General features: G+C 64.6%; 12 protein-coding genes. 4 read left to right on the top strand and 8 right to left on the bottom strand.

Annotation, left to right across the window (positions count from 1 at the left end):
• Positions 1-43: 43 nt before the first annotated feature.
• Entirely contained in the window at positions 44-1,354 is a 1,311-nt protein-coding gene (locus AB7532_RS33320) for a mechanosensitive ion channel family protein (RefSeq protein WP_441238886.1), read from the bottom strand.
• Positions 1,355-1,571: 217 nt separating this feature from the next.
• Between AB7532_RS33320 and AB7532_RS33315 the strand changes: the two genes are divergently transcribed.
• The gene (locus AB7532_RS33315; protein ID WP_441238885.1) at positions 1,572-3,365 is read left to right on the top strand and encodes a potassium/proton antiporter; all 1,794 of its coding nucleotides are present in this window, start codon (positions 1,572-1,574) and stop codon (positions 3,363-3,365) included.
• A gap of 161 nt (positions 3,366-3,526) precedes the next feature.
• Here AB7532_RS33315 and modC read toward each other — a convergent pair whose 3' ends face one another.
• The 5 genes from modC to mepA all read right to left on the bottom strand — a co-directional run bounded on the left by modC (position 3,527) and on the right by mepA (position 7,694).
• Entirely contained in the window at positions 3,527-4,189 is a 663-nt protein-coding gene (modC, locus tag AB7532_RS33310; protein ID WP_441238884.1) for a molybdenum ABC transporter ATP-binding protein, read from the bottom strand.
• 2 nt (positions 4,190-4,191) lie between these two features.
• Positions 4,192-4,887: a molybdate ABC transporter permease subunit gene (gene modB / locus AB7532_RS33305; RefSeq protein WP_441238883.1), complete on the bottom strand. Its 696-nt coding sequence runs from the start codon at positions 4,885-4,887 to the stop codon at positions 4,192-4,194.
• A gap of 20 nt (positions 4,888-4,907) precedes the next feature.
• Entirely contained in the window at positions 4,908-5,693 is a 786-nt protein-coding gene (modA, locus tag AB7532_RS33300; RefSeq protein ID WP_441238882.1) for a molybdate ABC transporter substrate-binding protein, read from the bottom strand.
• Positions 5,694-5,889: 196 nt separating this feature from the next.
• On the bottom strand, positions 5,890-6,393 hold the full coding sequence (locus tag AB7532_RS33295) for a hypothetical protein (protein ID WP_441238881.1): 504 nt from the start codon (positions 6,391-6,393) through the stop codon (positions 5,890-5,892).
• Positions 6,394-6,734: 341 nt separating this feature from the next.
• Entirely contained in the window at positions 6,735-7,694 is a 960-nt protein-coding gene (mepA, locus tag AB7532_RS33290; protein WP_441238880.1) for a penicillin-insensitive murein endopeptidase, read from the bottom strand.
• A gap of 545 nt (positions 7,695-8,239) precedes the next feature.
• Between mepA and AB7532_RS33285 the strand changes: the two genes are divergently transcribed.
• A complete protein-coding gene (locus AB7532_RS33285) occupies positions 8,240-10,402 on the top strand; it encodes an EAL domain-containing protein (RefSeq protein WP_441238879.1) in 2,163 nt (720 codons plus the stop codon).
• 204 nt (positions 10,403-10,606) lie between these two features.
• Here AB7532_RS33285 and AB7532_RS33280 read toward each other — a convergent pair whose 3' ends face one another.
• Both AB7532_RS33280 and AB7532_RS33275 read right to left on the bottom strand, forming a co-directional pair.
• Entirely contained in the window at positions 10,607-11,770 is a 1,164-nt protein-coding gene (locus AB7532_RS33280) for an acyl-CoA dehydrogenase family protein (protein ID WP_441238878.1), read from the bottom strand.
• Between the two features lie 11 nt (positions 11,771-11,781).
• A complete protein-coding gene (locus AB7532_RS33275; protein WP_441238877.1) occupies positions 11,782-13,002 on the bottom strand; it encodes an MFS transporter in 1,221 nt (406 codons plus the stop codon).
• 243 nt (positions 13,003-13,245) lie between these two features.
• On the opposite strand from AB7532_RS33275, the gene AB7532_RS33270 reads away from it, so the two are divergent.
• Positions 13,246-13,734, top strand: a complete 489-nt coding sequence (locus AB7532_RS33270; protein ID WP_441238876.1) for a Panacea domain-containing protein — start codon at positions 13,246-13,248, stop codon at positions 13,732-13,734.
• Positions 13,734-14,465: a hypothetical protein gene (locus tag AB7532_RS33265; protein WP_441238875.1), complete on the top strand. Its 732-nt coding sequence runs from the start codon at positions 13,734-13,736 to the stop codon at positions 14,463-14,465. Before AB7532_RS33270 ends, AB7532_RS33265 begins: the two co-directional genes overlap by 1 nt.
• The last annotated feature ends 177 nt before the right edge of the window (positions 14,466-14,642 follow it).

Below are 14,642 nucleotides of genomic sequence, written 5' to 3'. Positions count from 1 at the left end.
GCAAAGCGTGCCCGGAGCGAGCCCGTTGGGCCCGAAAGCGGGCCTAATTCGGGACTTCCACGGTGGTTTCCACCGGCAGGGCGCCGCCACGGACGCGGATCTCGCGGACGGGGTAGGGAACCCGGATGCCCTCGCGCTTGAAGGCGTCCCACAGCGCCAGCATGACGTCGCTCTTGACGCCGTCCATGCCGTCGGGATCCGCGATCCAGAAGGTCAGCGAGAACTTCATTCCGGCTTCCGCGAACTCGGTCAGGATGCTGTTCGGCGGCTTGCCCTTTTGTGCACGCGGATGGGCGGCCGCGGTCTCGGCCGCGAGCTTGCAGACGAGCCTGGGGTCGGCGTCGTAATTGGTGCCGAAGGAGATCTTCACCAGCGTGTTCTTGTCGGTGTAGGTCCAGTTGACGACCTTCTGCGTCACCAGATCCTCGTTCGGCACCAGGAATTCGCGGCCGTCGCCGGCGGCGACGGAAATATAGCGCGTCTTCATCGCGCTGATGCGGCCGGTGTTGTCACCGATGGTGACGAGATCGCCGGGCTTCACCGATTTGTCGGCGAGCAGGATGATCCCCGAGATGAAATTGGCGACGATCTTCTGCAGGCCGATGCCGATGCCGACGCCGACCGCGCCGGAGAACACGGCGAGCGCGGAGAGGTCGATGCCGACCGCGCCCAGCGCAATGACGATTGCGATGGCCAGCAGCCCGATACGGATGATCTTGACCAGCAGCACCTGCACCGACGGCGTCAGGTCGGTGGTCGAATTGATCCGGCTCTCGGCGAAATTGCTGGCGATGTTGGTGGCCCAGAGCGCGATGAGCAGCAGCACGCCGGCCTTGATCACCAGCAGCGGCGTCAGCCGCAATCCGCCGAGCACGATGGCGAAGGAATCGAGCAGATCCACCGTCGCATCGAGCTGGCCGAGGATGGACAGCGCGGCGACGAACCACGCCGTGATCGACACCAGCTTGACGATGGAGGCATTGCGCAGCACCGAGGTCACGAGCCGGATCGCGAGCCAGGCCAGTCCCAGTTTGGCGGCAACCATCAGCAGGTAGGAGCGGCTCGGCCAGGTCGCATGGTACATCACCACGCGGGAGACGATCACGAGCAGCGTGAACACCGCCGTGGAGGCGCTGGTCACCATCACCCGGGCGAAGTGCCGAAGCGGCAGCGGCCAGCGCATCGCCAGCGAACTCATGTCGATGCGGTTGCGAACGGCGGTCTCGGCGGCATAGGCGATGCCGGCCGCGGCCAGGATCAGGCCGAATTGCAGGTAGAACCAGGGTGAGGAGATTTCCGCCCCGACGCTGCGTGCGGTGGTCTGCACGAACTCCATGAAGTCTTTGAGGTCCATGTCTGTCGGTCTCGTCGGGGAAGCGGGCGGGAGGAATTGATTCGAGGGAGCCGCAGAATCCCACAAAGGCCGCGGCCGGGCCACCGATACACCGCGAAGTGAAGCGCGTTAAGGCCGCAAAATACGGGCAGATTGCCGCGAACTGGAGAAAATGGGTTGGCGCGGGAGTCTGCCGACGATAAGGATGCTTATCCAGCAAATTTGACCCGGAAGGTGGATGGCTTCCCTCGACTCTGTCAGCCTCGCCATATTGCTCGGCGCCGTCCTCGTCATGGCCGGTATCCTGTCGAGCCTGCTCGCGCTGCGCTTCGGCGCACCCCTGCTGCTGGTCTTCCTTGCGATCGGCATGCTCGCGGGCGATTCCGGTCCCGGGCAGCTCCAGTTCGACGACGTCCGCACCACCTATCTGGTCGGCTCGGTGGCATTGGCCCTGATCCTGTTCGACGGCGGCCTGAAGACGCGCTTTGCCAGCATCCGCACCGTGCTCGCCCCCTCCGTGGTGCTCGCGACCGTCGGCGTGCTGCTGACCGCGCTGATCACGGCGCCGTTCGCCAAATACGCGCTCGACCTCAACTGGACGGAATCGCTGCTGGTCGGCGCCGTCATCGCCTCGACCGATGCCGCCGCAGTGTTCCTGCTGGTGCATACCCAGGGCTTGCGCCTGCGCCCGCGCGTCGGTGCGACGCTGGAGGCCGAATCCGGCACCAACGATCCCTTCGCGATCTTCCTCACCCTGATGCTGGTCGAATACATCTCGCTGGGATCGAGCTCGGCCGGCCACGTGGCGATGGAGTTCATCCAGGAGGCGGTGCTGGGCGCCGCCGTCGGCTTCCTCGGCGGGCGCCTCGTCGTCATCGCCCTCAACCAGGTCGCGCTGCCGCAAGGCCTGCACGCGCCGTTTGTGACCACGGCCGCGCTCGTGATCTTCGGCGGCTCGCAGATCATGCACGCGTCGGGATTCCTCGCGGTCTATCTCGCCGGCATCATCATCGGCAACCGGCCGACGCGCGCGCATAATTCGGTGGTGGCCTTCCTCGATGCAGCGACCTGGCTGGCGCAGATCGTGATGTTCGTGCTGCTTGGCCTGCTGGTCTCGCCGAGCCGGCTCGGCGCCAGCATTCTGCCGGCGGTCGGGGTCTCATTCGTGCTGATGCTGGTCGCGCGGCCGATCGCGGTGTTCGTGTGCCTGGCGCCGTTCCGCTTCAACTGGCGCGAGAAGATCTTCATCGCCTGGACGGGCCTGCGCGGTGCCGTTGCGATCTTCCTGGCCTCGATTCCGATGCTGGTCGGCCTGTCGAAGGCCTATCTCTATTTCGACGTCGCCTTCGTCGTCGTCATCATCTCGCTGCTGCTGCAAGGCTGGACGCTGGCGCCGGCCGCGCGCAAGCTGCACGTCGCATTGCCGCGCGCCGAGCGCGGCCCGCGGCGTGTCGAATTGGATCTGCCCGGCCAGCTCGAGCAGCAGCTCGTCGGCTATCCGGTGCGGCCGAAGAGCCTGTACTTCCGCCGTGGCCTGATCCCGTCCTGGTCCAAGCCGACGCTGGTGATCCGCAACGAGAACATCTTGACGCCCACCGAGGCCGATCCGATCGCGCCGGGCGACTACATCTATCTGCTGGCACCGCCGGAAAAGGCCGAGGCGCTGGATCGCTTCTTCGTCGATATGCAGCCGAGCTCGGCGCCGGATCCGCATCTGCTCGGCGACTTCATGGTCTCCGCCGAGCACACGCTTGCCGAACTCGCCGGGATCTACGGCGTGAAGGTGAGCGAGGACGAGAGTGTATTGACGTTGGCGGATTGGTTCGACGTCCATCTCGACCGCGCGCCCAAAGAGGGTGCCGAGCTGCCGCTGGACGAGATCGTTTTGGTCGCGCGCAACATCTCCGGCGGCCGCGTCAGCGTCGTCGGCCTCCGCCTGCCGGAAGACGACGAGACGCCGGCCCCGCTGACGCGCCGCCAGGCGCTGCGGAAGAAGCTTGCCGAGGTGTGGACGTCGGTGGCGGGGGTTTGAGAGAGGCTCGTTTGCGAGCCGCCGCCACAATCTCGGTGTCATCGCCCGCGGAGGCGGGCGATCCAGTATTCCAGAGGCAGTCATGTTAGAGTCGAGACGGTGCGGCGTACTGGATGCCCCGCCTTCGCGGGGCATGACAGCGGTGGTGGGCTACAGACCCCTCACGTCAGCACCTTCACCCCGCCGAACGACGTCACCCGCCCCTGCTTCAGCATCACGATCTGCGTCGCGAGCTGGCGCAGCTCGGCGACGTCGTGGCTGACATAGACCATGGGGACATTGGCCTCGTCGCGCAGCCGCACCAGGTACGGCAAAATCTCCAGCTTGCGGCCCTCGTCGAGCGCGCCGAGCGGCTCGTCGAGCAGCAGCAGGCGCGGCTTCGACAGCAGCGCGCGGCCAAGCGCGACGCGCTGGCGTTCGCCGCCGGAGAGTTTTCCGGGGCGGCGGTCCAGCAGTGCGCCGATGTCGAGCAAATCGATGACGCGCTTGTGCTGGGCAGGATCGGTCGCGAGGCCGTTCATGCGGCGGCCGTAGTCGAGGTTCTGCGCGACGTTGAGATGCGGAAACAGCCGCGCGTCCTGGAACACATAGCCGATGCGGCGGCGAAAGGTCGGAACGTGAATGCCGGCCGCGGTGTCGTCGACCGTCTCGCCGTCGATCACGATGGTGCCGCGATCGGGCCGCAGCAGGCCGGCGATCATGTTGACCAGCGAGCTCTTGCCCGCACCGGATGCACCGAACAGGCCGATGACGCGTCCCTCGCTGGTGAAGGAGGCAGACAGCGAAAACTCGCCGAGCTGTTTCTCGATGTCGACGCGCAGCATGGTCAGTTCCCGTGCAGGCGTTGCGTGGCGCGGCGGGCGAACCATTCGGCTGATATCAACGCGCCGATCGCGAGCACGACCGAGACGATCACGAGCCGCCCTGCAGCCCTGTCGCCATCAGGCGTCTGGATCAGCGAATAGATCGCCGACGAAATCGTCTGGGTCTCGCCGGGGATGTTGGAGACGAAGGTGATGGTGGCGCCGAACTCGCCGATCGCCTTGGCAAAGCCGAGCACCATGCCGGCGAGGACGCCGGGCAGCGCCAGCGGCAAGGTCACCGTGAAGAACACTTTCCAGGGAGCGGCGCCGAGCGTCTCGGCGGCCTGCTCGAGCCGGCGGTCGATCGCCTCGATCGACAGCCGCATCGGACGCACCAGCAGCGGAAACGACATGATGCCGCAGGCGAGTGCTGCACCGGTCCAGCGGAACGCGAAGACAATGCCGAGAGTGTCAGCGAGGAAGCCGCCGACGAGGCCGCGACGGCCGAAGGTGAGCAGCAGGAGATAGCCGGTGACGACGGGCGGCAGCACCAGCGGCAGATGCACGACGGCGTCGAGCACCGACTTGCCCCAGAAATTCTTGCGGGCGAGCAGCCACGCCAGCGCAATGCCGAACGGCGTTGCGACCAGGGTTGCAATGACAGCGACCCTGAGCGAGAGCAGGATCGCCGTCCATTCGGCGGGAGAGATGTCGAACACGAAAATTCAGGTTGCAAAAATTAAGTCGTGGGGCTCACCAGGAACTTGAAGCCGTATTTTTCCAGAATGGTCTTGGCTGCGGTCGAGCGCAGGAAGGTGAGATAGTCGTTGGTCTCGGGCTTCGCGGTCGTGGTCGCCGCGACGGGGTAGATGATCGCGGGATGCGATTCCGCCGGGAACGTGCCGACGATCTTCACGCCCGGCTCGACCTTGGCGTCGGTCGAATAGACGATGCCGAGATTGGCCTCGCCACGCGCGACCAGCGTCAGAGCGGCGCGCACGCTCTCGGCCATCGCGAATTTCGGCTCGGCCGCCTGCCAGGCGCCGAGCTTCTCCAGTGCCGCCTTGGCATACTTGCCAACGGGAACCGACTTGACGTCGCCGGTCGCAATCCTGCCGTCGCCGGCGAGTTTTGCGAGGTCGAAGCCCTGCGCGATGGTGACGCTGTCGATCTTGGAATCCTTCGGGGCGATCAGCACGATGCTGTTGCCGAGCAGATTGACTCTGGAAGGCTCGTTGATGGTCTTCTTGCTCGCCGCGTAGTCCATCCAGTCGGTGTCGGCGGAGACGAACACGTCGGCCGGCGCGCCCTGCTCGATCTGTTTTGCCAAGACCGAGCTCGCGGCATAGCTGACGCTGAACTTGATTCCGGTCTTGGCGGTGTAGGCGGCGTCGACCTCGTCGAGTGCGTTCTTCATCGACGCCGCAGCGAACACGGTGATGGTCTTGTCCTCGGCGGCGGCGGGCGAAAGGCTCGCGCCCGCGAGGATCACGAAGGCGGTGAAAAGTCCGGCAATACGAATCATGAGATAGCGCTCCGTGCGAGCTCGCGCGTACAAATGCACACGCAAATCTGGCGTTGGGTTAAGTCAGGTCGCGACGGGCGGACGCGCTGTTCCACGGGTCCCTGCGACGGCTTACGGCCGGCAGGGATATCGCAATTGCGAAGATAGCAGGCCGGCGCCTCAGGTCAAAGGCGGCCGTTTGCCCCGCCAGATCGGCCTATTGCGCCGGCAGGATCGCGATCGAGAGCGAATTGTCCCTGGCCCCGCTGACCTGAACCACGAACGCTTTGTCCGACAGCTCGTATTTCATGGTCTTGCGGATGCCGTCGCAATCGGTGGCGCCGCTGAAGGCCACCGGCTTGAGGACATGCCCGTCCTGGACCACGTCCACCCAGGCCCCGCTGGACAGGCTGATCGTGTAGAGGCCCGCCTTCGGCGCCTTGATGCCGGTGAAGCCGGCAAAGGTGCCGTCCTTCGGGGCCCGTTCCGGCGGCGTCGGCAGCTTTGCGTCCGCGGGTGCGACCAGACCCAGCGTGATGGCGGACGAGGGCAGGGCTGCCTGTTCGCTCCCGGATGCAAGCTTCGCGCGATCCGGCGCCGTGAGCGCGGCGCGCTCGCGCTCGATCGGCCATTTGAACTTATCGCAGCCGCTCGGCTCCTCGGCGGCGAGAGCGGAGGTCGCGCCGAGCGAGAGCACAGCGAGGAAGGTGAGGACGCGCATGTCAAATCTCATCGTTGGCCACGCGGAAGACGCGGGGCTTGCGGTTGGGCTTTTTTGAACGACGGGATGCGCGTCCCGGGACGCCGCGGGCTTACGGCCTGGCGGCAAGGCAATCCTAGCGCATTTGGGTGGTGCGAACCAAACAACTAGTTCGTCATCCCGGGGCGCGCGTAGCGCGAGCCCGGGATCCATAACCACAGAGAGAAATTTGGCGAAGACCCGGAGTGACCTGCTTCGCGCCACAACCACTCCCTGTGGCTATGGGTCCCGGGCTCGCTTCGCGCCCCGGGACGACAGCGGTGGGTGAGGCGGCACCGTACGTTAATAGGCTGCAGCACGCCTTACGGCTTCGCATCGCCCGCGTGCAGCACCGCTTTGCAGGCGGCGGGCATCTGGGCCAGCGTCATCGGCGGTTTCGGCTTGGGCGGCTCCGGCGGCGGTTTGGGGTGCAGCACGCCGTCGGAGAACCAGTAGGCGAGATCGGCGGGCTTGCAGCCCTCGTCCTCGGATTGCGACGGCTGGCCCTCGCATTCGCCCGCGCCCGCCGGGCAGCGCATGCGGATATGGAAGTGATAATCGTGGCCCCACCACGGCCTGATCTTCGACAGCCAGGAACGGTCGCCTTTGGCCTCGCGGCACAGCGCCTTCTTGATCGCGGCGTTGACGAAGATGCGCTGCACCGCCGGCTCCTGTGCCGCATCGCGCAGCACCAGCACATGGGCGGGCGTGAACACCTTGGGATCGATGTCGAGACGGTCCTGCCGCACCATCATCACCGCCGACATCTCCTCGCGCTCCTCGCGCGACAGACGTCGGTCCGGCATCGGCGTCAGCCAGATGTCGGCGTCGAGACCGATCTGGTGGCTGGCATGGCCCGACAGCGCCGGCCCGCCGCGCGGCTGGGCGATGTCGCCAACCAGAATGCCCGGCCATCCCGCGTCCTTGCGCGCCCTGGCCGCAAGGCGCTTGATCAGCGCGATCATGTCGGGGTGGCCGTAGCTGCGATTGCGCGACAGCCGCATCACCTGCCAATTGTCGCCGTTGAGCGGCATCTGATCCGCGCCGCCGATGCAGCCCCTGGTGTAGGAGCCGATGACATGGGCCGATCCCTTCGAGGGCAGCAGTTTTCGCGCGAACAGCTCCCTGGCGCCGATCGTGGGATCGTTGGGATTGGCCAGCGGCGGCAGCGGTTTTGCGTTCACGCTGCCCTTGTCCTGAGCCAGCGCGTCGCCGGCGGCCAGGATTTTTATGACGGCGAGCGTCATGACGAGCAGGAGAGGGGCGATGCGGCGGGGACTCATGCTGCATCCTTATAACCCAACGCCGCATCAGGGTTAAGAATTAGGCTGTGAGCCGGCGGCAAACTCACGTCGTCTTGACAGCCGCCGCCGCGACGTTGGGGACCGCGCGGAACACGACGATTCGCATCTCCAGCCAACTCCTCCGAAAGTCGTAGATTTTACCGGGGATCGGCCGCGTTTTTAACGGCGCGATAACCGTGTCCTGCATTGACCAAAATTCGTGCGCGGCGCGGGTTTGGCTTCGGTCCTGCATGCAAGCGGATGCGCGTCCGGAATTGATTCATGGAGAGCGCGCGTTTTACAGCACCACTCGCGCCGATTGCGGCGAGGCAACGGGTTTGGCGCGCGGGTTGATACAATCTGCGCCTCTCAAACAGGCAGAACGGCCGGGCTCACGGCGTCGCAAGGCGCGGCGCCGGACGACGAGCCCGCCCAAGATTACTTTTTTTTCAGACACTTGCCCCAAAACTCGCAGCCGCTGGGCGCAGCGAGGACGAGTGAAGTTGAGTTTGGGGTCTCGAAAACCAGGAAAGCGAAACAACAGCGTGCCCGGGCGGGCCGGCCGAGCGCCGCGCAAGCCGCGCTTCGCGCGCGCGCCTCATCCTGTCGAACGCGACCAGCTCGTGCAGAGCCGCGCGGAAGCCGAAGCCGCCATCGCCGACGCGCGCAAATCGCATGAGCGGCTGCGCCAGGCCGTGGACCTGCTGCCGCAGGGCATCGTGATCCTCGACCCCGAAGGCCGCTACGTTCTCTGGAACAAGCAATATTCGGAAATCTACAGCAAGACCGCCGATCTGTTCGCCGAAGGCGCGCGCCTGGAGGACACGCTGCGCATCGGCGTCGCCCGCGGCGATTATCCGGAGGCCGCCGGCCACGAGGAAGAATGGATCGCGCAGCGGCTGAAGAAGCTCCACGAGCCCGGCAAGCGCCACGAGCAGACATTGTCGGACGGCCGCGTCATCCTGATCGAGGAGCGCCGCACCGATGATGGCGGCGTCGTCGGCCTGCGCGTCGATATCACCGAGCTGAAGCAGCGCGAGGCTTCGTTCCGCCTGCTGTTCGACGGCAATCCCGTCCCCATGATCGTCTGCGCGCTGGACGACGAGCGCATCCTCGGCGTCAACGATGCCGCGATCGCGCATTACGGCTATAGCCGCGCCGAATTCGAGAAGCTGAAGATCCGCTCGTTGCAGGCCTTCGACAGCGAGCCGCCCTGGACCACCGACCGATCCAGCGAGGAGCAGGCCGCGCGGACCTGGAAGCACGTCAAGGCCGACGGCGCGCTGATTGATCTTGCGATCTATTCGCGCGAATTGACCTATGCCGAGCGGCCCGCGGTGCTGCTCGCGCTGATGGACATCACCGAGCGCAAGCGCGCCGAGGCGCGGCTCGCCTTCATGGCGCAGCATGACGGGCTGACCGGCCTTCCCAACCGCAATCTGCTGCGCCAGCAGGTCGACGAGATGCTGCTGCATATGCGGCGCAGCTCCGACAAGGTCGCGCTGCTGATGCTGGGGCTCGACAATTTCAAGGCGGTCAACGACACCTTGGGACATGCGATCGGCGACAAGCTGCTCCGCGGCGTCGCCAAGCGGCTGCGCTCGACCTTGCGCGAGGACGACGCGCTGGCGCGGCTCAATTCCGACGAGTTCGCGATCGTGCAGAGCGGGCTGATGCGTCCCGAGGACGCCGTGCTGCTGGCCAAACGCCTGCTGGAAGCCATCGCCGATCCCTATCTGCTCGACGGCCATTCCGTGGTGATCGGTGCTTCCATCGGCATCGCGATGGCGCCCGGCGACGGCGATGATTCCGAAAAGCTGCTCAAGAACGCCGACATGGCGCTGTCGCGCGCCAAGCTGGATGCGCGCGGCACTTTTGCATTTTTCGAGGCCGCGCTCGATGCGAAAGCGCAGAGCCGGCGCAAGATCGAGGTCGAGCTGCGCGATGCGATCCAGAACGACGTGCTGCGTCCTTACTATCAGCCGTTGATCGACCTCCAGAGCGGCCGCATCACAGGCTTCGAGGCGCTGGTGCGCTGGCCGCATGCCGAGCGCGGCATGGTCTCGCCGGCCGAGTTCATCCCGGTTGCCGAGGAAACCGGCCTGATCAATCCGCTCGGCGGGCTGATGCTGCGCCGGGCCTGCCTGGATGCTGCGACCTGGCCGGACGACGTTCGCGTCGCCGTCAATCTGTCGCCACTTCAATTCCGCAGCGGCAATCTGCTGTCGGTGGTGACGGACGCGCTGAAACATTCAGGCCTGCCGCCGCGCCGGCTCGAGCTCGAGATCACCGAGACGCTGCTGCTGGAGAAGAGCGCGCAGGTGCTGGCGACCCTGCATGCGCTGCGCGCGCTCGGCGTCCGCATCTCGATGGACGATTTCGGCACCGGCTATTCCAGCCTCAGCTATCTCCGCAGCTTCCCGTTCGACAAGATCAAGATCGACCAGTCCTTCGTGCGCGATCTCGGCGCCAACCGCGAGGCCCAGGCCATCATCCGCTCCATCGTCAGCCTCGGCAAAGGTCTTGGCGTCACCATCACCGCCGAAGGCGTCGAGACCGAAGCCGAGTTGAGCTGCCTCCGTGCCGAGGGCTGCGACGAGGGCCAGGGCTTCCTGTTCAGCAAGGCCCGGCCGAATCTCGAGATCATCAGCCTGCTGGCGGCGCAGCGCGGCATCGACGGCGGCGAGCAAGCGGCGCTGGTGGCGTGAGGCGGACTGGCCGTTTGCGGATCCCGATGTGAGGGACGTCGTCTCTCTCACTCCCTCGCCCCGTTCTTACGGGGAGAGGGTGGGGGTGAGGGGCCTCTCTCCGCGAACCCAACTGTTTCCGTGATTGTGGAGGCAGCCCCTCACCCCAACCCTCTCCCCGCGAAGGGCGGGGCGAGGGAGCGCAGCTGCGGTCGCGGCCACCGCTCATTTGCCGGCCAAAATCGCCTTCCCCACATCCTCGTAATGCGTATCCCGCGCCTGGATCTGCTGGGCGATGGCGTGCATGTCGCGAAACCGCCGCTCGAACGGATGCTTTCGGAACACGGCCGTCGCACCGGCCATGTGATAGGCGGTGTCGACCACTTTTGCGGATTGATGGATGGTCCAGGTCGCGGCGAGCCTGACGGCGCTGCGATGCGCCGCGCTGAACTCGCCGGTCGCGACGAGGTCGCGCCACATCGCATTCGCAGTCGCATAGAGGTAGGCGCGCGCGGCGCGCAAATCGCCCTCGGTGCGGCCGATCAGGCCCTGGACCGCCTGGTTGTCGCGCATGGCGTTCACCGTCAGCGACTGGTGCTTTCCACGCGCCAGTGCGATGGCAGCATCCAGCGTCGCGCGCGCGACACCGAGCGAGACCGCGGCGAAGCCGAGGCTGAAGGTCGAGCCCGTGCCGATCTTGTAGAGCGGCGCCTTCTCGATCAGCGCATGCGGTACGTCGCGGAACGCCGTGAACCGTTCGGGGATGAAGAGGTCGGCCACCTCATACGAATCCGTACCGGTGCCGGCGAGCCCGATCGCCTGCCACACGTCGTGCAACGTCGCGCTCGCGGCCGGAAACAGGATGGTGCGCACCTCCGGCGAGCCGTCGGCATTTTTGCGCGGCGTGCCATCGGCATTGAGGATGCGCACATGCGCTCCCAGCCAGCTCGCCTGCCGTGAGCCCGAAGCAAAATCCCAGCGCGCCGTGACGCGATAGCCGCCCTCGACCGCGCGCGCCTCATGCGCGATCGCACCCCAGGCGAGAATGCCGGGCGCCGTGTTGAAGATCTCGTGCGCGGTTTCGTGGTCGAGCGAGGCCGCGATCATCGCGCAGACCGAGCATTGGCCGAGACACCAGGCGGTCGAGGCATCCGCCTTCGCGATCTCCTCCTGCATCTGCATGAAGGTTTCGATCGGGGCTTCAGCACCGCCGAGGCTTTGCGGCAGCAGCGCGCGGTAGAGCCCGTTCTCGATCAGCGCGTTGACGACGGCCGGCGTCAGCCGCCGGGTGCGTTCGATCTCGTCAGCCTCGCCCGCGATGAGTGGCGCGACGGCACGGGCACGTTCGACGAGGTCAGGGCCTTGATCGAAAACTTGCGGCGTGTTCATGCGCCACCTCGTCAGGCCGCCGCGCGGCCAAGGGCGAGAGATGTCCTGCGCCGGTTCGGAAAACTCAGCGCCACCGCGACGGCGGCAAGTCCGATCGCGAAGGAGCCGGCATGCAGCCAGGTATATTGATGGAAATTGTCGTACACGAGCCCGCCGGCCCAGGGCCCGAGCGCCATGCCGAGGCTGGCAAAGGCCGACACCGCGCCGAACACCGTCCCCATGATGCGCGCGCCGAAATATTCGCGGACCAGCACCGCATAGAGCGGCATCACGCCGCCATAGGCGAGGCCGAACACGACCGAGAGCGCGTAGAACTCGCCGAGCTGGGCCACCGCCAGATAAGTCGCGATGCACATCGCCTGCACGAACAGGCCGCCGACCAGTACCGGCTTGGCGCCGATGCGATCGGCAAGCGTACCGAGCACCAGGCGTCCACCGAGACCGGACACGCCGGCGAGGCTGTAGACCGTCACCGCCGTGATCGGGGCGATGCCGCACACCATTGCATAGGACACCATGTGGAAGATCGGGCCGGAATGCGCGGCGCAGCAGGCGAAATGCGCTGCTGCGAGCGCGATGAATTGCGGCGTGCGCAACGCCTGTGATGCGGTCAACTCGACGTCCGGTGCTGCGTCCGCATTTGCAGCGCCCGTCGCGTGCGGCGCCGGCCGCACCAGGAAGCAGGCGGGGATCAGCAGCGCCCATGCGGCGATGCCGATCACCAGCATCGCGGTACGCCAGTCATAGGCCGTGATCAGCCAGCTTGCGGTCGGCGCGATCGTCACCGGCGACACGCCCATGCCGGCGGAGACCAGCGCCACCGCGAGGCTGCGATTCTTCTCGATCCACGCGCTCGCAAGCGCCATCATCGGCGCGTAGAAGCTGCCGGCGGCGACGCCGATCAGCACACCGAAGAACAGCTGGAACTGCCACAGGCTTTGCGCCTGGCTCGCCGTCACGAGGCCAAGTCCCAGCAGGACGCTTCCCGAGAGAACCACGATGCGGGTGCCGAACCGGTCCGACAGCGTGCCCCACAGGAACGCGGCCACGCCCATGCAGAGGAAATCAAGCGTCGCCGCCGCCGACACACCGGCCCGCGACCATCCCATCGCTTCCGAAATCGGTTGCAAAAACACCGCCAGCGACAGCATCGTGCCGAACCCGACGCAGGTCATCAGCGCACCCGCGGCGACCACGACCCAGCCATAGTCGAAGCGGGACTGCTTGCTCATGCGTTTCCTCGCGCTTTTGGTCTTGTTCGTGGTGCGCGTGGGAATGGTGGCCTATCCGCGGAGCGGGGGCAAGAAGATGAGCGGTCCTCTTTCGTGCAAGGCAGCAAATTGTGAGTTGTATCCCACGAACAGCGTTTCATCTCTTTTCCACCGTTCCTTGCCTGCCACAGAAGTGTTGACTGGATTCAGGGGGCCAGAGCGAATATTTGTCCGGGATTGCAATTGGTCCGTACGGAGGTCGCGATGGCTTATGACGTCCGTTCAATCTCGAATTTCGTTCTTGATGTTGCCGACGTTGAGGGGCGGCCGGTATCAAACTTAAGCATCAACAAGATCGTTTACTTTCTACACAGCAACTACCTTGTTGAATTCGGCAAACCGCTTGTTTCCGCCAAGATTGAAGCTTGGGAATATGGGCCTGTGTTTCGTGAGCTCTATCGCGAGTTCAAGAAGTACGGCGAAAGAGCGATCTCGGGGCGTGCTCAGCGAATAAGTGTTGAAACTGGAAATTCGGAGACCTGCAATTGCGAGCTGTCAGAGCTGGAGCAATCGTTTCTTGAGCCGATGATTCGGCGTTACGTTCGCTTTTCTGCGAGTACGTTGGTCTCAATGTCCCATGTTCCGGGAGGACCGTGGGACCAAATTTGGAATCATGGTACAGTTACACAACCATCGATGCGTATTAGTGATGACCTGATTTTGGCGTGGCATAAAGCGGCTGCGAGGCACTAATGGTCGACAAGCATATGAGGTTGTTACGAAAATTGGATCGCCCGCCAGGTGGGCCGAATTTTGCGCGCTTCATCCACGATGACCCGATTCGCACCGCCAAAGCGGTAATGTCGTTCATTAAGGGGCTTCCGCCCTTCAACTATCTCCAAGCTTACAAGGCCGTACGAGACCGAATCGAGCTGGGAATTCCGGCTGAGGCGGCCATTCGAGTTGCTGTGGCTAGAGGCGCGCCGCTCGGCCGCCCACACAATGAGGCTCTCATTCGAGCGTTCTTAGAATATGATGAGCAGAGAAGGTTTGCTGCTCAGAATCCTATTGGATTCGATGTCGAGTATTTTCGTGTTTCTAGAGAAATCGTGGTCCCAATTTCCCCTGTCTCCGTAATACGGGAGCGAGGAAAATTTGTGCCGATCTTCATGTGTGGCTGGAGTTCGTTGTCGTTGTCGTTGCTTCAGCGGCGGCTGCTTATGACCATGTATGAAGACGCATTCTTTTCGTTGACCGACTATCAGAACTCGCCTGCGGAAATATTGTTCTTCCCCAAGGTTGGCGATGGAACGCTGGACCGCGAGGCGGAGGTGTGGCGGCGGGGAGACTACGACTTGCTTACGCCTGCTGAGCTAAACGATTGCTTGGAGAACTTCTTGTTGGCGCGCCAACAAGTGAGGCGGTTGATCGCCGCGGATGCGCAGAATTTTCGGAAACCCGGTGACGGCTCTCCCAGCGACTAGCAAGGTCCGGTCATTCACGCTTGATACGCAAGCGAGGTTTTTGCGGCGTTGTCTGCTAAGCTGCTATTTTTCTGTATCTGCTTGGACGGAATTGAGCGGGAATTCTGACGATCTGTCGTAGGCAGAAACGAAGTTTTTCTGCCGCGCCTTTTCGCTTTTTCTTCCAAGAAATTCCCT

The sequence above is a fragment of the Bradyrhizobium sp. 930_D9_N1_4 genome (assembly GCF_052076015.1).
In the GTDB taxonomy this organism is placed as follows: Bacteria; Pseudomonadota; Alphaproteobacteria; order Rhizobiales; family Xanthobacteraceae; genus Bradyrhizobium.
Note: the sequence above shows the minus strand (reverse complement) of the source record. Positions and strands in the feature narration are given on the sequence as shown.